General features: G+C 66.3%; 21 protein-coding genes. 9 read left to right on the forward strand and 12 right to left on the reverse strand.

The genetic code is table 11. The features are described 5' to 3' along the window. Positions 1-53 precede the first annotated feature (53 nt). The gene (locus IB273_RS02065) at positions 54-947 is read left to right on the forward strand and encodes a DMT family transporter (RefSeq protein WP_192223089.1); all 894 of its coding nucleotides are present in this window, start codon (positions 54-56) and stop codon (positions 945-947) included. An 86-nt stretch (positions 948-1033) separates the two neighbouring features. Beyond that, entirely contained in the window at positions 1034-2170 is a 1137-nt protein-coding gene (locus IB273_RS02070; protein WP_412548055.1) for a DUF1615 domain-containing protein, read from the forward strand. A 7-nt stretch (positions 2171-2177) separates the two neighbouring features. On the opposite strand, the gene IB273_RS02075 is transcribed toward IB273_RS02070, so the two are convergent. Continuing rightward, positions 2178-2471 (reverse strand): hypothetical protein, encoded by a 294-nt coding sequence (locus tag IB273_RS02075; protein WP_081516735.1) that lies wholly within the window; start codon positions 2469-2471, stop codon positions 2178-2180. A 76-nt stretch (positions 2472-2547) separates the two neighbouring features. Continuing rightward, positions 2548-3228 carry a TetR/AcrR family transcriptional regulator gene (locus IB273_RS02080; protein ID WP_081516736.1) on the reverse strand — a complete coding sequence of 227 codons (681 nt, stop codon included), beginning with the start codon at positions 3226-3228 and terminating at the stop codon, positions 2548-2550. Between the two features lie 164 nt (positions 3229-3392). Between IB273_RS02080 and IB273_RS02085 the strand changes: the two genes are divergently transcribed. From IB273_RS02085 to IB273_RS02095, 3 genes are all read left to right on the forward strand, one after another. Further along, a complete protein-coding gene (locus IB273_RS02085; protein ID WP_081516737.1) occupies positions 3393-3884 on the forward strand; it encodes a DUF1543 domain-containing protein in 492 nt (163 codons plus the stop codon). 79 nt (positions 3885-3963) lie between these two features. Further along, positions 3964-4377 (forward strand): arsenate reductase ArsC, encoded by a 414-nt coding sequence (locus IB273_RS02090; protein ID WP_081516738.1) that lies wholly within the window; start codon positions 3964-3966, stop codon positions 4375-4377. A 343-nt stretch (positions 4378-4720) separates the two neighbouring features. After that, a complete protein-coding gene (locus tag IB273_RS02095; RefSeq protein WP_192223090.1) occupies positions 4721-5716 on the forward strand; it encodes an LLM class flavin-dependent oxidoreductase in 996 nt (331 codons plus the stop codon). A gap of 480 nt (positions 5717-6196) precedes the next feature. On the opposite strand, the gene IB273_RS02100 is transcribed toward IB273_RS02095, so the two are convergent. From IB273_RS02100 to IB273_RS02130, 7 genes are all read right to left on the reverse strand, one after another. After that, entirely contained in the window at positions 6197-6565 is a 369-nt protein-coding gene (locus IB273_RS02100; RefSeq protein WP_192223091.1) for a YajD family HNH nuclease, read from the reverse strand. A gap of 59 nt (positions 6566-6624) precedes the next feature. Continuing rightward, a complete protein-coding gene (locus IB273_RS02105) occupies positions 6625-6990 on the reverse strand; it encodes a YbaN family protein (protein WP_230986115.1) in 366 nt (121 codons plus the stop codon). Positions 6991-7054: 64 nt separating this feature from the next. Beyond that, positions 7055-7654, reverse strand: a complete 600-nt coding sequence (locus IB273_RS02110) for a biliverdin-producing heme oxygenase (protein WP_192223092.1) — start codon at positions 7652-7654, stop codon at positions 7055-7057. Between the two features lie 192 nt (positions 7655-7846). Beyond that, the gene (locus IB273_RS02115) at positions 7847-10450 is read right to left on the reverse strand and encodes a TonB-dependent receptor (RefSeq protein WP_081516742.1); all 2604 of its coding nucleotides are present in this window, start codon (positions 10448-10450) and stop codon (positions 7847-7849) included. Between the two features lie 123 nt (positions 10451-10573). Beyond that, on the reverse strand, positions 10574-11497 hold the full coding sequence (locus IB273_RS02120; protein WP_192223792.1) for a FecR family protein: 924 nt from the start codon (positions 11495-11497) through the stop codon (positions 10574-10576). 107 nt (positions 11498-11604) lie between these two features. After that, entirely contained in the window at positions 11605-12126 is a 522-nt protein-coding gene (locus tag IB273_RS02125) for an RNA polymerase sigma factor (protein WP_192223093.1), read from the reverse strand. Positions 12127-12296: 170 nt separating this feature from the next. Continuing rightward, the gene (locus tag IB273_RS02130; RefSeq protein WP_081516744.1) at positions 12297-13655 is read right to left on the reverse strand and encodes an MFS transporter; all 1359 of its coding nucleotides are present in this window, start codon (positions 13653-13655) and stop codon (positions 12297-12299) included. Between the two features lie 333 nt (positions 13656-13988). On the opposite strand from IB273_RS02130, the gene IB273_RS02135 reads away from it, so the two are divergent. Next, positions 13989-14867 (forward strand): LysR substrate-binding domain-containing protein, encoded by an 879-nt coding sequence (locus IB273_RS02135; RefSeq protein ID WP_081516745.1) that lies wholly within the window; start codon positions 13989-13991, stop codon positions 14865-14867. A gap of 159 nt (positions 14868-15026) precedes the next feature. Here IB273_RS02135 and IB273_RS02140 read toward each other — a convergent pair whose 3' ends face one another. Further along, complete coding sequence (locus IB273_RS02140) at positions 15027-15887, reverse strand: LysR substrate-binding domain-containing protein (RefSeq protein ID WP_151186702.1); 861 nt, start codon at positions 15885-15887, stop codon at positions 15027-15029. 149 nt (positions 15888-16036) lie between these two features. Between IB273_RS02140 and IB273_RS02145 the strand changes: the two genes are divergently transcribed. Beyond that, the gene (locus IB273_RS02145; protein WP_192223094.1) at positions 16037-17152 is read left to right on the forward strand and encodes a 2-aminoethylphosphonate--pyruvate transaminase; all 1116 of its coding nucleotides are present in this window, start codon (positions 16037-16039) and stop codon (positions 17150-17152) included. Positions 17153-17184: 32 nt separating this feature from the next. Next, complete coding sequence (phnX, locus tag IB273_RS02150; protein ID WP_151186704.1) at positions 17185-18012, forward strand: phosphonoacetaldehyde hydrolase; 828 nt, start codon at positions 17185-17187, stop codon at positions 18010-18012. A 116-nt stretch (positions 18013-18128) separates the two neighbouring features. On the opposite strand, the gene IB273_RS02155 is transcribed toward phnX, so the two are convergent. Continuing rightward, the gene (locus IB273_RS02155) at positions 18129-18731 is read right to left on the reverse strand and encodes a helix-turn-helix domain-containing protein (RefSeq protein ID WP_081516749.1); all 603 of its coding nucleotides are present in this window, start codon (positions 18729-18731) and stop codon (positions 18129-18131) included. Between the two features lie 52 nt (positions 18732-18783). Between IB273_RS02155 and rhtA the strand changes: the two genes are divergently transcribed. Next, complete coding sequence (rhtA, locus tag IB273_RS02160) at positions 18784-19659, forward strand: threonine/homoserine exporter RhtA (protein WP_081516750.1); 876 nt, start codon at positions 18784-18786, stop codon at positions 19657-19659. A gap of 153 nt (positions 19660-19812) precedes the next feature. On the opposite strand, the gene IB273_RS02165 is transcribed toward rhtA, so the two are convergent. Beyond that, the gene (locus IB273_RS02165; protein WP_192223095.1) at positions 19813-21216 is read right to left on the reverse strand and encodes an MATE family efflux transporter; all 1404 of its coding nucleotides are present in this window, start codon (positions 21214-21216) and stop codon (positions 19813-19815) included. Positions 21217-21316: the final 100 nt, after the last annotated feature.

Genomic DNA, 21316 nt, shown 5'->3' on the forward strand with positions numbered 1-21316 from the left:
GGAGTGCACGAATCCACCTGTTCATACTGATCACCAACAAGCGGAGGTGATCCATGAACGAATCCATCAGACGCGGCACCCTGGAAATGATAAGCGCCATGCTGATCTGCGGCACCATCGGCTGGCTGGTGGTGGTCTCGGGCCAGCCGGTGCTGGACGTGGTGTTCTGGCGCTGCGTGTTCGGCGCCGCGACGCTCCTGGTGATCTGCGCGGCCATGGGATTCCTGCGCCCCGGCATTCTCACCCGCGCCACCTTCGGCCTGGCGCTGCTCAGTGGCGCGGCCATCGTCGGCAACTGGGTGCTGCTGTTCGGCTCCTACTCGCGGGCGTCCATCGCCATCGGCACGGCGGTCTACAACGTGCAGCCGTTCCTGCTGGTGCTGCTGGGCGCGCTGTTCCTCGGCGAGAAGGTCACTGCGCAAAAGCTCGCCTGGCTCGGCGTTTCCTTCGTCGGCATGCTGGCCATCGTCAGCGCACACGGCGAGGCGGGGCAGGTGGGCAGCGACTATCTGGGCGGCATCGCCCTGGCCCTCGGCGCGGCGGCCCTGTATGCGGTGGCGGCGCTGATCATCAAGCGCCTGAGCGGCGTGCCGCCGCACCTGATCGCGCTGATCCAGGCGGTGACCGGCGTCCTGCTGCTGGCGCCCTGGGCGAACCTGTCGCCATTGCCGCAGGCCACCAGCGCCTGGGCCAGCCTGGCGACCCTGGGTATCGTGCATACCGGCATCATGTACGTGCTGCTCTATGGCGCGATCCAGAAACTGCCCACGGCGCTGACCGGCGCTCTCTCGTTCATCTACCCGATAGCCGCGATCTTCGTCGACTGGTTCGCCTTCGGCCACCGCCTGACTCCGTTGCAATGGCTGGGCGTGGCCGCCATCCTGCTGGCCGCTGCCGGCATGCAGCGCGGCTGGAGCCTGAACCTGCGGCGCCTGGCCTGGCGCTGAAATCCGTGCTTGCCTGACAATGCCGGGGAACCTGTGCCGCCGGGCACAGGTCCTGTAGGCGGCAGAAATCAAGCAAGGAACGGACTATGACTGCGGCTGCCCTGACGGCAGATTCATTCAGCCTGAAAAGGCCTTCATCACGATTCATTCATCTGCTGGGCGTGGCCGCGCTGCTGGCGCTGGCCGGCTGCAGCAGCCGCGCACCCAGCGTGCCGGAGCCGACCCCGGAAGAAATACGCGGCAAGCTGATCAAATTGATTCCCGCTGGCGCGTCCGACCGCCAGGGCTGGGCGAAGGACATCCAGGTCGCCTTCACCACCCAGCGCATTCCGGCGACCACCGAAAACCTCTGCTCGGTGGTGGCGATCACCGAGCAGGAGTCCAACTTCAAGGCCGACCCGCCCGTGCCGGGACTGGGCAAGATCGCCCGCGCCGAGATCGACCGGCGTGCGAGCAAGGTGCATGTGCCGGGCTTCCTCATCGATACCGCGCTGGCGCTGAAATCGCCGAACGGCCGCACCTACAGCCAACGCCTGGCGAGTGCGAAAACCGAGCGGGAGCTGAGCGCGATCTTCGATGACTTCATCGGCGGGGTACCGCTGGGCCAGCAGCTGTTCGGCCGCTTCAACCCGGTGCATACCGGCGGGCCGATGCAGGTCAGCATCGAATTCGCCCAGGCCCATGCCGAAGGCTATCCGTATCCGGTGGACGGCAGCATCCGCCGCGAGGTGTTCAGCCGTCGTGGCGGCATGTACTTCGGCATCGCCCATCTGCTCGGCTACCCGGTGAACTACCCGCGCCAGCTGTACCGTTTCGCCGACTTCAACGCGGGCTGGTACGCCAGCCGCAACGCGGCGTTCCAGCGCGTGGTGGCGGACCTCACCGGCATCACCCTGGCACTGGATGGCGACCTGATCCTCTACGGCAGCTACGACGCCGGCAGCACTGAAAAGGCGGTGCGCACACTGGGGCCGAAGCTGGGCATGAGCGAAAGGGAAATCCGCCGCGACCTGGAGCTCGGCGACAAGCCGGAGTTCACGAAGTCGGAGCTCTACACCAAGGTTTTCGCGGTGGCCGAACGCGCTGCTGGCAAGTCGATGCCGCGGGCGATGCTGCCGGGCATCACGCTGCACAGCCCGAAGATCACCCGTCAGCTCACCACTGCCTGGTTCGCCCAGCGCGTCGACGAGCGCTACCAGCGCTGCCTGGGGCGGGCGCCGTAGCGCTTGATCAGTCGCCCTCGGCGGGGTCGCAGACGCCGCTGTCGCCGTTCGGGCCGGTGTAGGAGACGCTGACAGTACCGTCGTCGTTGGTGCTGATCTGCACGGTCACGCCTTCACCCTTGGCGACCACGGTGCTGTCGGTGTTCTGCGTGACCTTGGCTTCCTGGCCATTGATGTAGACCGGCCCGTTCTCGTCGGTGTGGATCTGGATATCGTTCGGGCAGTCGTAGTTGAGCATGGGGATGGCGGCAAAGGCGGGCTGCACAACGATCAGCGATGCGGCGATCAGTAGCGATTTCATGGCGTCTCCCAGACGAATGCAGGCACGGCGCATGGCCGTGCGGACATTCTCAGCTTAGTGCAGCCGCCGTTGGCCGCTACAGCGGCAAGGGACGCAGGCGCGCCGCCGGTTCTGCTTCGGTGCCGCGCAGGACGAGGCGGGTGATGGTCGCCGCTGCCGCCTCGAAGTCATCGGCGGCGGGTTGCGCCTTGCCGGTAATCATCGCGATCTGCCAGTCGAAGTCGACGTAGGTGCGGGTGGCCGCGGAGATACTCAGCAGCAGGTGCTGCGGGTCTACCGGGGCGAGCAGGCCGCGGTCGATCCAGGCGGCGATGCATTCGACGTTGCGGCGCGACCCCGCGCGCAGGCGCTGCAGCCACTCCGGCGGCAGGTGCGGTGCGCCGTGGAGCATTTCGCTGGCGAACACCTTGTAGGCGTGCGGCCACTGCCGGGCGATGTGCAGGCGCGCGCGAATATGCGCGGGCAGCGCCCAGGCGGGGTCGTCGCACTCGCGCAGCAGGGCGGCGGCTTCCAGCACCGCGTCCACCACGTTTTCCAGCAGGCGCAGGTAGAGGTTCTCCTTGCTCTGGAAGTAGTAGTAGACGTTGGACTTGGGCAGCTCGGCGCGGCTGGCGATGTCCTGGGTCTTGGCGGCGGTGAAACCCTTCTCGGCAAACTCTTCGCCTGCGGCCAGCAGGATGCGCTGACGGTTGCGATCACGGATGCTGAGGGCAGGGCGTTGTCGGCGTCGCGTCGGGGCAGGCGCGGTCTGGGGCATGGGAAAACATCGGGGCAGTGAAACGAAGATTCAGAATATAACTTTCTATATAGCGATTGCCACCCACCGGATTGACTGGCGGATGGCCATTTATCCGCCAGTAGATTGAACCTGCCGTATGACGGATCTGTCAGACCAAATCTGAAACCTGGGAAGGGTCTGAAATGCTGTTCGTAGTCATGCTGGGCGGACGCCATCCGCGCGCGCGGATCGAAATCCACGATGTGGCTTTCGTCATTGGCGACAACCTGAAATCCACCTACCCGCAATTGCGCGAGTCCTGGTTCGGTAGCCCGGATGGCCTGCACATCGACTCCTGGCTGGAAGTGGACGGCGTCGAGGCCTACCGCGTCGAGTTCAGCGAGGCAATGCCGGCGCCGGGCGAGCAACGGCTGTTCTTCGTCAACCTGGGCGGCTATGAACTGGGCAGCTTCGGCGAGGCGCACCAGTACGTGCTGGTGGCCGCGCGCGACGCCGCCGACGCCAAGGTGCGCGCCAAGCGTCGCATGCCGCGCAGCTGGGACAAGGCGCACACCGACGCGGTGATCGACGTCGACGACTGCATCGCCATCGACCAGGTCGGCGGGCGCTACGTGCACCTGGTGGAAGGCGAAAGCCGCGGCATTGTGCAGCGCAGCGACTACATCGTGTTGTGAGCCTTCATGCTGCTGACACGGCCCTGTCATAAAACCTGACGTATATAGGGCGCATAGCCGCCCCAGTGCCGAGGTAAAGATGACCGAGAAACGCCGAGTCCTGTTCGTCTGCATCGCCAACGACGCCCGCTCGCCGATGGCCGAAGCACTGCTGCGGCACGCCGATGGCGAGCATTTCGAAGCGTTCAGCGCGGGCATCCACCCGACCGCCATCGACCCCCGCGCGCGCAACGTGCTGGAGCACGCCGGTATCTCCGCCGAAGGCCTGCGCAGCAAGTCCATCGACGAATTCCGCGGCCAGCACTTCGATTACCTGATCGACCTGTGCGACAAGTCCACCGACGAGGGCGACGAACTGCCGACCTCCAGCGAAGTGATCGTGTGGAACTTCGCCGATCCGGCCCACAGCGAACAGCACGACCCGTTCCGCCACACCCTGCAGGAAATCAGCGATCGCCTGAAGCTCTTCGAAATGGTGAAGAACCGCGACTGAAGCTTCCGGCGATGACAAAGCAAAAAGCCCGCACGGATGCGGGCTTTTTGCTTCGTAGGCCACAGGATTTCGCCGTTGCCTGGGGAGGATTGGCGGCGGATTCCCGTAGAGATGGGGCGCTGGTCCTTCAGCGCAAGGGCATTCTGGCCACTCCGCATGACAGAGCGGTGACCGTCCGGTGAACAGGTGATGGCAATACGCTGGCGGCCCTGTATCACTCGGCGGCATGAGCACTATCGATCCCGACAAGTGGTCAGGCGCGGAGTGCCTCGATAGAGTCACGGTCAAAGTCATGTCCGCGGCGTTGCGTGTCAGCGCCTGTGTGACCCGAATCGGAGTGCCTATGAAGTCCCTGTCAGATGTTGCCTTCTCCATGCTCGACCTGGTGCCCGTGCGCGACCAGGGCAGCGCCGCCGAGGCGCTGAACAACGCCGTCGAGGTTGCCCGGCACGTCGAGCGCCTGGGCTTTACCCGCTACTGGTTGGCGGAGCACCACAACATGGACGGCATCGCCAGCTCGGCCACCGCCGTGCTGATCGGCCACATCGCCGGCAAGACCGAGCGCATCCGCGTCGGCTCCGGCGGGGTGATGCTGCCCAACCATCCGCCGCTGGTGGTGGCGGAGAACTTCGGCACCCTGGAAACTCTGTACCCCGGCCGTATCGACCTGGGCCTGGGCCGCGCGCCCGGCGCCGACCAGGCGACCATGCGCGCGCTGCGTCGCGATCGCCTGGGCGACGGCGCGGACTTCCCCGAGCAGGTTGCCGAACTGGAAATGCTCCTCGGCCCGCGCCGCTCGCAGCAGTCGCTGCTGGCAATTCCGGGGGAGGGCACCAACGTGCCGATCTGGCTGCTGGGCTCCAGTCTGTTCAGCGCCCATCTGGCCGCGCAGAAAGGTCTGCCCTACGCCTTTGCCTCGCACTTCGCGCCGCGCTACCTGCACGACGCGCTGCGCATTTATCGCGAGAACTTCCAGCCCTCGGCGGTGCTCGACAAGCCCTACGCCATGATTGGTGTACCGCTGGTGGCCGCGCCGACCGACGAGGAAGCCGAATACCTGGCGACCACCGCCTTCCAGCGCGTATTGGCGCTGATCCGTGGCGACAGCCTGAAACAGAAACCGCCGGTGAAGAGCATGGCCGGCCTGTGGCTGCCCCATGAGCAGGATGCGGTGGGCAATTTCTTCGGCCTGGCGGTGATCGGCGGCCCGGAGAAGGTGCGCAGCCGCCTGGAAATCCTGCTGGAGCAGACTGGTGTGGACGAGATCATCTTCACCAGCGACATCTACGACCACGAGCTGCGCCTGCGCTCGCTGGAGATCGTTGCCGGCCTGCGCTGATCGAGGCTCTTCGTAGGACCGAGGGGGGCGCCTAGCCCTTGCTCGCGAATGGTCTCGCAGCGGGGCTGGGTTCGCGAGCAAGCTCGCTTCTACAGGACTGCGCCGAGCCTCGCCTTCAGGATCGCCCCATGGGCGCGATCGCGGGCATGGCCCGCTCCTACAGGGAGATTCAGCGTCCGAGAATGGCGTAGGAGCAACTGTCTTTCCCTGGTAGTTCGGTGTTTGTGCTTTCCCCCTCACCCCAGCCCTCTCCCTCAGGGAGAGGGAGCAAATCGTGCCGGCTGACGCTGTGGTTTCATCCGGCACCGAACGGTCCCCTCTCCCCCTGGGAGAGGGTTAGGGTGAGGGCGCAGATCTATCCGGTAGGAGCGGACTTTGTCCGCGATAGTGTCCGGCGCGATGCAGGCCAATCGCGGACGGAGTCCGCTCCTACCCATCCGCCTGGATCGGCAGAAACCTGCGGCAGCAAATGGGGGGGCCTCAGACCTCGCCGTCATCCTTCTTCTTCAGCAGATCCGCCAACCCGGCCAGGCCCTTGTGGGTGACCTTCGGCCCTTTGGCGCCCGCGTCGTTGCTGTTCTGGTAATGCAGGTCCACCTGTCGCTGGTGCTCGTTGTCGTGGCAGAACAGGCAGAGCAGCTCCCAGTTGGAGCCATCCTCGGGGTTGTTGTCGTGGTTGTGGTCGCGGTGGTGGACGGTCAGCTCGCGCAGGCGCACGCCGCTGAACTCGCGGGCGCAGCGCCCGCAGATCCAGGGGTACATCTTCAGGGCTTTTTCGCGGTAGCTGGTTTCGCGGCGGCGCTGGGCTTCGGCGAGGACGGCGTCGACTTTGCTGGTGGGCTGGTTCATGGCTCGTAGAAGAGAGTGTGGAATCGGACTTCCAGCATAAGTCCGCTGCCGCGCGCTGGCTACGGCCTGGGCGTATCCGGGCGCGACCAGATCCACAGGTTGCCAACTGCCATACCGAGGATCACTGCATACAGCCAGAGGCCGTGGGGCAGGGTGATCAGCATGATCGCAAGCGCCACGAGCATCGCGAGGCTGGCGCTGATCTTGGCGCGGCGCGCGACGGCGCGGCCATTGCGCCAGTTGTGCAGGATGGGACCGAACAGCCGGTGGTTCTCCAGCCAGGCGGACAAGCGCGGCGAACTCTTCGACGCGGCCCAGGCGGCGAGCAGGACGAACTCGGTGGTCGGCAACCCCGGCACCACCAATCCCACCATGCCCACGCCGAGGCTGGTGTAAGCCAGCAACGCGAATGCCAGTCGGGCCAGCCGCGAGCGCGCGGGGCCGAAGGGATTGGCGCGCGCCGCATCGGCAGGCGCGCGCTCGAGGGCCTCAGACGGTGGCGGGAGCACTGTCGTAGCTGTGTTGCAGCAGTTGGGAAAAACGCTCGAAAGCGGCCACGGCGCCGGCTTCGGCTTCGCGCTCTTCGGCGTCGCTCAGCTCCAGGCCGTCGAGGGTGCGGGTGAAGCGCTTCCAGCCTTCGGCACGGCCGCCTTCGGGCTCGCCCAGGTGACGGGCACCGGTGTTCTCGTCCAGGCCCAGCGCGGCAACGCGCTTGATCAGGAAGGCCGCGCCGAGCTTGGAGCCTTCGGAGACGAACAGCCAGCCCAGGGCATGGGCCTGGCTTGGGTTGCTGATGGCGCCGGCAACCGGGGCGGGCACTTCGGTGTCGAGGTCGGCCAGGTCCAGGCGGGCCTGTTCGGCGCGGCAGCGCTGCGGCAGGTCGGGGAAGATCTTGCCCAGCTCGGCGTCCTGATACAGGGCCTGCAGCTCGGACTGGAACAGGTACTGGGCGACCACGAAACGGGCGAAACGCTCGCGGCTGGAGAAGGGCTCGCGGGCCTTTACGGCGTGGTCGAGACGCTCGTGGGGGGCGTGGGTCAGCGCGTTCAGGCGCTGCGAGCGCAGGGCGGGGAGTTCCAGGGTGGTCATGTCCAATTCCTTGAAATTACAGGTCTTTACAGACGAGACGAACGAATTCGGGGAAAGCGTAAAGATTGTCGGCGTTCACTGTGCGGGCGCGCTTTTGCAGGGGGCATAACGCGTCAGCGTTATCCGCCGCGCCGGGCGGCGGACAACCTGTTCCAGGTTATGCGCCCTACGCTCAGCGAGGGCGCGTGTGCATCAGATATCCCACACCAGGTTGATCGCGAAGTTGCGGCCCGGCTGGGTCAGGCGGTCGAGGTTGGCCGGGGCCAGTACCGAGGCTTCGCCGACGCCGTCGTAGCCGCGCACGTCATCCCACAGCCAGTACTTCTTGTCGGTGAGGTTGTACAGGCCGGCGTTGAGGGTCAGGTCGTCGGTCAGCTTGTAGTAGCCGGTCAGGTCGAGGATGCCGAAGCCCGGGGTCTTGAACTGGCTGCTGGTGCCGTCGGGGGCGTTGAACTGGCTGTCGTCCACGCGGGTCTTGCGCTTGACCAGGGTCCAGTCGAGCAGGGCGCCGTAGCGGCCGGCCTGTTCGTCGTAGCCCAGGCCGAACACACCGGTGAGCGGGTTGACGCTGTTGATCGGCTCGCCGGTGTCCTTGTTGCGGCCGTAGGCATAGGCCACCGAGCCCTTGGTGTAGAGGCCCTGCGGCGCGCCGAAGGCGCCCAGTTCCAGGCGGCCCTTCAGCTCCACGCCCTTGATGATGGCGTTCTTGATGTTGTTGCTGGTGAAGGTCGGCTCGTCGTAGCCGGGGGTGATGGCGTCTTCGTTGATGAAGTCGCGGTACTTGTTATAGAAGACCGCCACGTCGAACGAGCCTTCCTCGAAGTTGCCGCGCAGGCCGGTCTCGTAGCTCTGGCTGCGTTCCGGGTCCAGGTCCGGGTTGGGCTCTACACGGTAACCGGTGGTGGGGTTGTCGAAGCGGCCGTAGAGCGCCTTGGCGGTAGGGGTGCGGAAGCCCTGGGCGTACTGGCCGTACCACAGGTAGTTGTCGTTGAACGAATAGGTCACGCCGAGCTTGGGCGAGAGCTGGTGCCAGCTCTTGTCTTCGCTGCTCACTTCGCCTTCGCCGCTCTGGTCGACGGTGTTGAGGAACTCGTCGGTGATGTGCGGCTTCAGGCGGGTGTGGTCGTAGCGCAGGCCGGGCAGGAAGGTCCAGTCGTTCCAGCGGATCTCGTCCTGGGCGAACAGGGCGTAGGTGTCGATGGTCGGATCGGGAAAGTCGCTGCTGCGGGCCAGGCGGTCGGAGGCCACCGAGCTCGGGCCGCCGATGGTGGTGCAGGTGCGGCTGACGGCCAGGCAGGTGGCGTCGCCTTCGCGGTAGCCGGTGACCTTCTGGCGCTTGAGGGTGGTGCCGTAGGTCAGCAGGTGGTCGGTGTCGCCCAGGGCGAAGGCCTTGTCCATCTGCAGGTCGAGCACCCACTGGCGCTCCTTGTACTGGGTCTCGCGGGTCCGCAGCACCTGGCGGGTGATCGGGTAGTAGAACTCGTCGGTGCTCTGGTCGGTCTTGGCGATCTGGTAGTTGAAGGTCCACTTCAGGTGATCGGCCACCGCGCTGTCCAGCAGCATCTGGTGTTCCAGGCCGTAGCGTTCGCGGGTGATGGTGTCGTTGCCGGTGCGCCACTGGTACATGCCGCCGGGCAGCACGCTGTCGGGGATGGTCGGTGCGCCGTTGAAGTACGGGCCGCCGTAGGCGCTCTTCTGGTCGGTGTCGACGTCGTCCTTGTACTTCTCGTAGACCAGGCCGAAGCGGCTGCCTTCGGCGTAGTTCCAGCCCAGTTTCGCCAGCACGTTGGTGGTGCGCACGTCTTCGGGGTTGGCTTCGGTGCGCGAAAGACCGGTGCCGCCGGTGCTGCCGTAGGACTCGGTCTCGTGGCCGTTGCGCTGGCTCAGGTGCAGCAGGCCGTCGAAGTCGTCGTGGCGGCCGGCGACGGTGGCGGAGGTCAGCCAGCTGTCATCGGCGGAGCTGTAGCCGGTCTTCAGGCGCGCGCCGACGTCCTGGCCGTCCTTGATGATGTCGTCCGGGTCGAGGGTGAAGTAGCTCACCGCGCCGCCGATGGCGTTGCTGCCATACAGGGCCGAGGCCGGGCCGCGCAGAACTTCCACGCGCTTGACGATTTCCGGGTCGACATAGTTGCGCTCGGTCTGCGCGTAGGGGCCGTTGAAGAAGCTGTTGGGGATCTCGACGCCGTCGATCTGCGTCAGCACGCGGTCGCCGTCGATGCCGCGGATGTTGTAGCCGGTGATGCCGGCACGGTTGCCGGTGCCGCCGACAGAGACGCCGGGCATATCGCGCACCAGCTCCTTGATGCTGTTGACGTTCTTGCGATCCAGCTCTTCGCGGCCGACGACGTTCACCGTGGAGGGTACCGAGGTGACGCTCTGTGCCTGGCGGGTCGCGGTGACGGTGAGCGGTTGCATCTCGGCGACGGAGGAGAGGTTGCGCTCCAGCACCACGTTGCGCGGGCCGAGCTGGCGCACGGTCAGGCCAGTGCCGCCGAGCAGGGTCTTCAGCGCGCGCTCCGCCGGCAGGCGGCCGCTGACGCCCGGAGAGACCACGCCGTCAGCCAGGTCACCGGCCACGCCAACCTGCCAGCCGGTCACCGCGCTGAAAGCGTTGAGTGCCTGTGGCAGTGGTTGGCGGGCGATGTCGAAGCTGTAGCCGGCCTGGGTCTGGCTGGCTTCCGCCGCCTGGGCGGAAGTGGCCGGCAGGCTGGCGAGGCCGATGGACAGGGCGAGCAGCGAGATGCTGGCCGGCGCGGACAGCCGGCGCAGAGGGGCACGCGAAGAAGCAATGGTCATCGAAGGGCTCTCTTAGTCAGTCTTTGTTCGCATTCGTAAATGCGAATCTATTGCATTGGCTTCTGACTAAACGAACGAGCCTTTCGGATCGCGTAAAAAAACTTTCTGCCGTGTGGCGGGGGCTCAGTTGAGGATCAGCAGTTTCGGGTATTCGTGCAGCTCGGCGGAGGTGATCTGCGCCAGCGAACGTGCCACGCCCAGCGGGTCGTCCAGGCGCCAGTTGCCGGTGACGCTGACGTTCTCCAGGCGCTCGTTGGTATTCACGATCCAGCCGGGGTAGTAGCGGCGCAATTCGGCCAGCACCTGGCTGAGCGGGCAGTTCTCGAACACCATGCGGCCCTTTACCCAGGCCAGCTGGGATTCGGCCTCGGCGCCGTGCTGGCGCTCGCCGAAGCCCTGCGGGCCGACGCGGATGCTGTCGCCGGCACCGAGGCTGACGCGGGCGTCGTCCAGCCGCGTGCGCAGGTCCACTTCGCCACGCTGCACGCTGACTTCCGCCTCGTTGCCGAGGTAGCGCACGGCGAACGCGGTGCCGCGCACCGTGACCTGCACCGGCCCGGCCTCCACCTCGAAGGGGTGGCTGCGGTCATGGGCGACGTCGAAGAAGACTTCGCCGCGGTAGAGGCGGGCAACGCGCTGCTGGTCGTCGACCTTGCTGGAGAATGCGGTGTCGGTGTTGAGCAGTACGTTCGAGCCGTCGGCCAGCTGGACTTTCTGGCGTTCGCCGACCGCGGTGAGATGGTCCGCACGCAGGCGCGTCAGCAGGTCGCCCTGCACCACGACTCCGATGGCGAGTACCAGCGCCGCGGCCGTGGCGACGGGTTTCCAGAAGCGCCGCGGGCGACGCAGCGGCCGGACTTTTTCCTGCGCCCGTTTGCGTTCCAGGCGCGCAGCGGCAACCGGCAGCAACGGTGACTGCCACGCATCGCGCACGCGCTGGTAGGCACGCGCGTTGCCTTCGCTGGCGGCGAGCCAGGCATCGAAGCGCGCGCGGGTGGCGGCGTCCATGTCGTCCTCGAGGATCAGCCAGTCGAGGGCTTCGGCCATCTGCTGGTCGTCGGGCGGCGCGGCGTAGGGCAAGGGGCGATCCTCGGGGCGGTGCTGGGGTGGTGAGCCGCGCATTGTTGTCGAATCGGCCGGCGAACGGTAGTCCGTCATACCGATTCCTCAAGGCGGCTGACCAGTCCGACACAGATCGCCATGATCAGTTTCAGTTCCTTCTGCACGGTGCTGGGCGAGATGTCGAGCTGCTCGGCGATCTCCGCGTAGCCGCAGCCGTGCAGGCGGCTGAGGATGAAGATGCGCTGCTGGCGCTCGCTGAGCTCTTCGAGGGTGGCGCCCAGGCGTTCGAGCAGCTTTTCCGCGTGCAACTGGTCCTCGGCGCTGGAGGCGGGCGCCGGCACGGCCTGCACCACGTCGAAAGGCACGTCCTCGAGCATGGTCCGCGACTGCATGCGCAGGTGGCGCAGGTGGTCCAGGGCGAGGTTGCGGCCGGTCTGGAAGAGGAAGGGTTCCAGGTGATCGATGCGGCGATCGAGCAGGGTGCGGGCGACGCGCAGGTAGGTTTCCTGCACCAGGTCTTCGGCGATGCTCGGGTTCTTCACCATCCGTACGAGCGTGCGCAGCAAAGGCAGGCGCTGGGCCAGGAAGACCGCGTCGAGGTTGGAAGTGCTCACAAGGGCGTCCAGCAGGAATAACTTTTAAATGATAATCAATGTTATTCAGAGGAGGCGCATGGCACAAGTCCATCCGTGGTTCCGGATGTGTAGGCGCCAACGAAAAAAGGGCGAGGCGCGCGGGGCGCCTCGCCCATTCCCTCAGCCGGCCGGTGAGGGGTAAGCGGGACTCAGGAGCGCACGGGGCGTGCGTTCAGGCGGGGCTGATCGTTGGCCGGTTGTGCCTGGTCGGCTGCTTCCGGGCGGCTGTTCCAGTGCGGGATGAGGATGCCGGCGGCGATCAGCGCGGTGACGGTGAAGCCGATGAACACGGTGTAGGTGTCGAAGTAGCCTGGCAGCAGGCCACCGAGGATCGCGCCGACGGAGCCGCAGCCATTGACGAAACCCGCCGCGGTGCCGGCCGCTTCGCCGGTGCCGAAGTCCACGGCGGCGGAGCCGCTGATCATCGAGTCCGGTCCGTACAGGGTCAGGCCCATCATGAACAGCAGGGCCAGCACCAGCAGGCTGCTGCCGGTCTGCATGGCCGGGACGAACAGCGCGAGGCAGACGGTCAGGCCGAGCAGGCTGATCACGCAGGCGGGCATGCGCCGCGCGCCGAAGATGCGGTCCGAGGCATAGCCGATCAGGATCGGCCCGAGCAGCCCGGCAACCTCGAAGGCCGACGGCAGGATCGCCGCGCCGACCTTGCCCAGCCCCGGCATGCGTTCGTAGACGATCACCGGGCCCCACAGCAGGATCGCGTAGCGCGCCGGCTTGAGCAGGAAGTACGCCAGCCCCAGGGTCAGCACGGTGCGGTTGCGCAGCACCTTGCCGAGGATGCGCAGGGACTTGCCGTTCGCGCCCTCCTGCTTGAAGCCGGCGTAGTTCACCGCCCCGGGTTGCTGCACATCGGCTTCCACCGGCGGCAGGCCGACGTCCTGCGGGCGGTTGCGTTGCAGCAGCAGGAACAGGATGGCGACCGCACCGACCACCGCGGCGGTGGAGTAGAACGCCGCATGCCAGGTACCGAACACCTCATAGGCCCACCAGCCGGCGAAGGGCGAGGCGACCAGTCCGCCGAAGGCGTAGCAGGTGCTCCACAGCCCGAGCACGCGGCCGCGCTCATGGGTGGCGAAGAAGCTGCCGATGTTCTTGCACAGCCCGGACCAGCCGGTGGATTGCGCCAGGCCCTGGACCACCATGCAGGTGGCGAAGATCGGCAGGGTGGCGAAGCTGCCCATCACCAGCGCGGCGACGGCGGAGATCAGCAGGCCGCCGAACACCACCACGCGGGGGCCGTAGCGGTCGGCGAAGACACCCCAGGTGAACTGGCCCACCGCGTAGGCGGTGAGGTAGATGGCGTCGAGGTTGGCCATCGCGATCTTGTCGAGATGGAAAGTGGGGTCTTCGGCGATGCCGAGCTTGGCCACCGAGAAGGCTTTGCGGGTGAAGTAGAAGGCTGCGTAGGCCAGCCAGGTGATGGCGAAGATCTGCCATTTCCAGCGCGCCAGCGAAGCGCGCGGCGAAGCGGTGCCGTGAGGGTTGAGCATGATCTGACCTCTTTGTTGTTGTGCTGTGCCGGCAGTCAGTGGGTAACGCCTTTTTTATTTTTGTTTTCGAAGCACGTCGCACCGTCTTTGCGGTGCGGGTCAGAAGCGCTGGAGCTGTTCTGTACCGCCTTGCTGAACCCATCAGGTTCGGCGGCGGTGGAGGGATGGAAACAATTTCGAATAAATAACTGAAATCGATTTATCAGATTTCAAAAATAAGCTGAGCTTGTATGACAGAGGGCCATGACGTTAGTGTTCCGCGCGAATGACTTTGTAGTCGCTTTCCGTCTGCTGGTGAAAAGACGGTCAGAACCTTCCCGCCGAGGCGTGCCCATGTCCGTTTCCCACGCTCAACTCAAGGCCTTCCATGCCGTTGCCGTACACGGCAGCTTCACTCGCGCCGCCGAGCGACTGTTCCTCACCCAGCCGGCGGTTTCCGACCAGGTGCGCAAGCTGGAGGAGCGCTACGGCGTGCTGCTGTTCCATCGCAACAAGCGCTCGGTACGCCTGACTGAACTGGGCGAGCGCCTGCTGGCGGTGACCCAGCGGCTGTTCGTGATCGAGGCGGAGGCGCAGGAGCTGCTGCAGGAATCCAGCGCGTTGCAGACCGGCAGCCTGACCCTGGCGGTGGACGCGCCGGTGCACGTGCTGCCGCAGATCGCGCGCTTCTGCCAGCGCCATCCGGGCATCCGCGTGAAGCTGGAAACGGGCAATACCGACGAATCCCTGCAACGCCTGTTCGACTACCAGGCGGACCTGGCGCTGCTCGGCCGCGAGGTGCAGGACGAGCGCCTGCTGACCTTCACCCTGCGCAGCGACCCCATAGTCGCCTTCGTCGGCCGCAGCCATCCCTGGGCCGGGCGCGAGTCCATCGAACTGGCCGACCTCGACGACACGCCGCTGGTGCTGCGCGAGCAGGGCTCGGTGACCCGGCAGATGCTCGAGGCGGAAATGGCCCGCGCTGGCTGGCGCATCCGCCCGGCCATCGAGGTGGAGGGCCGCGAAGCGTCGCTGGAAGCGGTAGCGGTGGGAATTGGCGTCGGCGTGGTGTCGGCTGCCGAACTGGGGGCCGATGCGCGTGTGCATGCGCTGCCGATCCTCGATTGCCACTGGCGCATGAGCGAGACGCTGGTGTGCCTGCGTGAGCAGAGCACCCGGCGGATCGTGGCGACCTTTCTTGATCTGGTGAAGGAAGACTTGCCAGCGGAGTAGGGCGGCTGTTCGCATCCATCCGAAGGTTCCGTCGCACTCGTAGGGCGGATAACCCGGAACGGGTTATCCGCCAGGACGGCGGATAGCGCTCTGGGCGTTATGCGCCCTACAGGGGATATCGGCGCGCGGCGCTCCTGCAGTCGATTCAGGCGATGACCCTCAGCCCTCCGCCAATTCCAGAAACGCACTGACCACCCGCAACCCCCGGCGCCGCTCCAGGCAGCCGATGGCGTGGCGGTTGAGCAACCCATCGCCACCCAGTGGAATGGCCTTCACCCGTGGGTCCGGGCTGACCTCCAGCGACGACACGATGCCGATCCCCAGCTCCGCTGCCACCGCTTCGGTCACGGCCTCGCGGCTGTCCAGTTCCAGCAGCACGCGGGGCTCGACCGATGCCGCCGAGCAGGCCGCATCGAAGGTGCGCCGGGTGATTGAGTCAGGCTCGCGCAGCACCATGATCTGCCGGTCCAGCTCCCCCAGCGGTAGTTCGCCAGCATGCTCGCTCCAGGCGTGGCTGGCCGGCACCAGGGCGCAGATGCGCGACTCCACCAGCTCGCGCAGGAACAGTCCGGCGCGCGGCTCCACCTCGGTCAGCACGGCGATATCGACGTGCTCGTCCATCAGCGCGGCGAGGGTCTCCTGCGCATTGCCCAGGCGCAGGTTGACGGTGATGCCGGGGTAGCGCGCGCGCAGCCGGGCAAGCATCGGCATCACCAGGTGCGGGCCGTCGGCGGCCACTTCGATACGCCCGGTCACCAGCTCGCGGCTGGCGTCGAGCACGGCTTCGGCTTCCTCCTCCAGGGCAAACAGGGTGCGACTGATGGCCGACAGGCGTACGCCATCTTCTGTCAGCTCCACGCCGCGCGCGGTGCGGCGGAACAGATTGACCTGGTAGTGCTCCTCCAGCGCCTTCACGTGCCCGGTCACGGCCGGCTGGCTGATGAACAGGCGCTCGGCGGCGCGGGTGAAGCTGCGTTCGCGGGCGACGGCGTCGAAGGCGCGGAGCTGGAAGAGGTTCATGAGGTATATGTCTGGCTTATGCAGTGCATCGTGATAAACAATTTGAACGATATCTGCCCGGCCGGCAAGTTATGCCCAGGCCGCCGCGAACCCGCCCCGGCCCAACCGAATTCAGCCCTGACGACGTTCCCACGAAAGAGGAATCGAGCATGAGCACTGCCGAGCGAGCCCCCATCCTGCTGACTCCCGGTCCGCTGACCACGTCCCCCCGCACCCGTCGCGCCATGATGGTCGATTGGGGCTCCTGGGACCGCGACTTCAACGACCTGACCGCCGACGTCTGCAAGCGCCTGCTGGCGATCATCCACGGCGAGGCGACCCACACCTGCGTGCCCCTGCAGGGCAGCGGCACCTTCTCCGTCGAAGCCGCCATCGGCACCCTGGTACCGCGTGACGGCAAGGTGCTGGTGCTGATCAACGGCGCCTACGGCAAGCGTCTGGCGAAGATCTGCCAGGTGATCGGCCGCGAGTTCAGCACCTTCGAAACCGAAGAAGACGTGCCGACCACCGCCGCCGACGTGGACCGCCTGCTCAGCGCAGACCCGAGCGTCACCCATGTGGCGCTGATCCACTGCGAAACCAGCACCGGCATCCTCAACCCGCTGGCCGAGATCGCCAGGGTCATCGAATCCCACGGCAAGCGCCTGATCATCGATGCCATGAGTTCCTTCGGCGCGCTGGACATCGACGCCCGCCACATCCCCTTCGATGCGCTGATCGCCGCTTCCGGCAAATGCCTGGAAGGCGTACCGGGCATGGGCTTCGTCTTCGCCCGCAGCACCGCCCTGAACGCCAGCGCCGGCAATTGCCACTCGCTGTCCATGGACCTGCAGGACCAGCACGCCTACATGGCCAAGACAGGCCAGTGGCGCTTCACCCCGCCGACCCACGTGGTGGCCGCGCTGCACGAAGCGCTGAGCCAGTACGAGGAAGAGGGCGGTCTCGCGGCCCGTCATCAGCGTTACGCAAACAATTGCCAGACTCTGCTGGCGGAGATGGCCGAACTGGGGTTCCGCAGCTTCCTGCCGGCCGAGATCCAGGCGCCGATCATCGTCACCTTCCATGCCCCCAGTGACGCCCGCTACACCTTCACCGAGTTCTACAACCGGGTGCGCGAGAAGGGCTTCATCCTCTACCCGGGCAAGCTGACCCAGGTGGAAACCTTCCGCGTCGGTTGCATCGGCCAGGTCGACGCCAGCGGCATGCGCGCCGCCGTCGCGGCCATCGCCGAGACGCTGAAGGAAATGGAAGTCTTCGAAATCTGACGCCCGCCCGAATTCCCACAGGATTGAACGCCATGAATTACGCACAACCCAAGCAACTGCAAGCCGTCATCCTCGACTGGGCCGGCACCGTGGTCGACTTCGGCTCCTTCGCGCCGACCCAGATATTCGTCGAGGCCTTCGCCGAGTTCGGCGTCCAGGTCAGCCTGGAAGAAGCCCGCGGCCCGATGGGCATGGGCAAGTGGGACCACATCCGCACCCTGTGCGACATCCCGGCCATCGCCGAACGTTACAAGGCCAAGTTCGGTCGCGTACCGAGCGACGATGACGTCACCGCCATCTACGAGCGCTTCATGCCGCTGCAGATCGAGAAGATCGCCGAGCACTCGGCGCTGATTCCCGGCGCGCTGGATGCCATCGCCGCACTGCGCAAGCAAGGGCTGAAGATCGGTTCCTGCTCCGGCTACCCCGCGGTGGTGATGGAGAAGGTCGTCGCCCTGGCAAAGACCAACGGCTACGTCGCCGACCACGTGGTGGCCACCGATGAAGTGCCCAACGGCCGTCCGCACCCGGCCCAGGCACTGGCCAACGTGATTGCACTGGGCATCAACGACGTGGCGGCCTGCGTGAAGGTCGATGACACCTGGCCGGGCATCCTCGAAGGCCGCAGTGCCGGCATGTGGACCGTGGCGCTGACCTGCTCGGGCAACGCCCTGGGGCTGACCTATGAGCAGTACAAGGCGCTGCCGGCGGAGAAACTGGAGCAGGAACGTCGCCGCATCGGCCAGATGTTCGAAGGCTCGCGCCCGCACTACCTGATCGACACCATCGCCGAACTGCCGGCGGTGATTGCCGACATCAATGCGCGCCTGGCGCGGGGTGAGATGCCGCAGGGCAGCTGACGCCTGGTGTTCATGAAAAAGGCCCGCTTTGTGCGGGCCTTTTTCATGGGGGGTAGTGCATACGGTCGCGGGCCATGCCCGCGATCAGCGCCGACAGGCGCGACTGTCAGCAGTAATCAGTTCACAACGTTCCGCACAAACCGCACCAGCACATCCCCATGGTTCTGGTAGGAAAACGGCTGGTTGCTCTTGAATACGTGGAAACCGCCGGCGTCGACCTCCACCGTTTCCTCGGCAAGGACGATGGTCAGCCGGCCTTCGATGACATAGGCCATGTCGTACCAGCCTTCGGCATCGGGCTCGGCGTTGTAGCGGTCGCCGGGGGCGAGCGTCCAGTGCCAGAGCTCGGCCTGACGGGTGGCGGGGGTGCTGGCGAGGAGGGTGCCGCGGCTGTCGGCCTGTTGGCCGCCCCAGGCGACGGCGTCGACGCGGGACAGGCCGCCGGTGGACGGCGGGCGAACCAGGTCGGCGAAGGTGACTGTCAAAGCGGCGGCGATGCGGTCGAGGGTGGCGAGGCTGACGTTGGTGTCGCCGCTCTCGATGCCGACCAGCATCCGCCGGCTGACGCCCGAGGCCTTGGCCAGCGCGTCCTGGCTGAAGCCGGCATTGCGGCGGTGCGTCTTCACGTTATCGGCGACGTGCACCAGCACGCTGGGACGTTCGGAAGGAGTGGGCAGTATATTGCTCATTCTGGCCTTTTTGCGCATTATGTTGCGCATAACAGTCAACCAAGAAATCCCAACCGTTGCAACGCCTGTTCAGGTCCGCATCATGCCTCGCTCTCGCTTTATTTCCACTGCCTTTCCCATTCTCATCCTGATCGTGTCCATGGCCTCGATCCAGACCGGCGCATCGGTCGCCAAGAGCCTGTTCCCGGTGCTCGGCGCCGAAGGCGTGACCTCCATGCGCCTGATCTTCGCGGCCATCCTCCTGCTGGCGATCCTCCGCCCGTGGCGCACCTCGCTGCGCGGCAAGCCGCTCAAGCCGCTGTTCATCTACGGCGTGACGCTGGGCCTGATGAACCTGACCTTCTACATGGCGCTGCAGACCATTCCGCTGGGCGTTGCCGTGGCGCTGGAGTTCACCGGGCCGCTGGCAGTCGCGCTGTTCTATTCGCGCAAGCCGATCGACTTCCTGTGGATCGCCATCGCCGTGGTCGGCCTCGGCCTGCTTCTGCCGATCGCCGACTTCGGCCACGGCATCGACCCCAAGGGCGCCGCGCTGGCGCTGGGGGCGGGCGTCTGCTGGGGGCTCTACATCATCTTCGGCCAGCGCGCCGGTAACGACCTGGGCGCGCAGGGGGCGGCGCTGGGCATCAGCATCGCGGCGATCTGCGTGGCGCCCATCGGCCTTGCGCACAGCGGCATGGCGCTGTTCGACATCAGCCTGTTCCCGGCGTTGCTGGGCGTGGCGATCCTCTCCAGCGCCTTGCCCTACACCCTGGAAATGGTGGCGCTGACTCGCCTGCCGGCGCGGACTTTCGGTACCCTGATGAGTATCGAGCCGGCCTTCGGCGCGCTGTCCGGCCTGGTGTTCCTGGGCGAGCAGCTGACTTCGCATCAGTGGATCGCCATCGGCGCGATCATCGTCGCCTCGGTGGGCACGACGCTGAGCAGCCGGCCGAAGCCGGCGCTGGTTACCGACTGATCCTCCCTGCGCTACGAAGAAGCCGCCCTTGGGCGGCTTTTTGCTTTTGTAGGATGGGTATCGCTGCGCTCCACGCCATCCTACGCAGTGTTTTTCCTGCACGACTCCCAAATAAAAAAGCCGCCCTCGGGCGGCTTTCTGCGTTGTGGGCGATCAGCCCGCCGTGCGCATCTCGTTCAGCACGATCTGCCGCCTGGCGCTGCGCGACAGGCGAATGCACAGCATTACCGCGGCGCAGGTCAGACCGACGATCAGGCCCTCCCACAGGCCGCGCGGGCCGGTGGGCTCCTGCAGCCAGTGGGTGAGGCCGAGGCTGTAGCCCACCGGCAGGCCGATGCCCCAGTAGGCGAACAGGGTCATGATCATGGTCGCGCGGGTGTCCTGGTAGCCGCGCAGGGCGCCGGCGGCGGTGACCTGTACGGCGTCGGAGAACTGGAACAGCGCCGAGAACACCAGCAGCGTGGCGGCCAGCGCCAGCACGTCCGGGTCCTGCGTATAGAGCCCGGCGATATGCTCACGCATCAGCAGCATGCCGCTGGCGGAAATGCAGGCGTACGCCAGCGCCGCGCCCATGCCCACGCCGGCAGCGAAACGAGCATCGCGCGGCGCACCGGCACCGAGCGACTGCCCCACGCGGACGGTCACGGCCATGGCCAGCGAGTAGGGGATCATGAACACCAGTGCGCTGAAGTTCAGCGCCACCTGGTGGCCCGCCACCACTTTCTCGCCGAGTTCGCCGATCAGCAGGGCGATCACCGAGAAGATGCTGGACTCGGCGAACACCGCGATGCCGATGGGCAGGCCGACCCCTACGAGGCTGCCGATCACCTGCGGCTTCGGCAGCTCCCAGTGGCTGAACAGCTGGCTCGGCTTGTAGACCTTCGCCCAGTTCACCCAGACCAGCATGCCCAGCAGCATGAACCACATCACCGAGCCGGTGGCCCAGCCGCAGCCGGGGCCGCCCAGCGCCGGGAAGCCGAGGTGGCCGTAGATCAGCACATAGTTGATCGGGATGTTCAGCATCAGTCCGCAGATGCCCAGCACCATGCTTGGCCGGGTGCGCCCCAGGCCATCGCTGAAGCAGCGCAGCACATGATACAGCGCCACCGCCGGCAGGCCGCAGGCGATGCCGCGCAGGTAGAAGCAGCTCGGCTCGATCAGCGCTTCCTCGACCTTCATCGCCCGCAGCACCGGCTCGGAGAGCAGCCACAGCGTCGCCCCCGCCAGCGGGCCGACCAGCAGTGCCAGCCACAGCGCCTGGCGCACCAGCGGGCCGGTGCCGGCCTGGTCGCCGGCGCCGTAGCGCTGGGCCACCTTGGCGGTGGTGGCGAGCAGGGTGCCGGTCATCAGCAGGAAGATCGGAATCCAGATCGAGTTGCCCAGTGCCACCGCGGCCAGATCGCGCGGGCCCACGCTGCCGGCCATCACCGCATCGACGAAGCCCATGGCGGTGGTTGCCAGCTGGGCGATCATGATGGGCGCTGCGAGGGTCAGCAGTTCCTTGAGTTCGGTGGCGGTGCGCCGTCCGCGGGAGACGGGCTGGGTGAGGCTGGTCACGGCTTTCCTTGGCAGAAGAAATGAACGGGAAGCCGGCCAGTTTAAGGGCTGTCCGCCCGGGCAGCAAAGCCTGGCGTGTGTGGCGCGGGACCGCGCGCAA

It is taken from the genome of Pseudomonas sp. PDM19 (assembly GCF_014852215.1).
In the GTDB taxonomy this organism is placed as follows: domain Bacteria; phylum Pseudomonadota; class Gammaproteobacteria; order Pseudomonadales; family Pseudomonadaceae; genus Pseudomonas.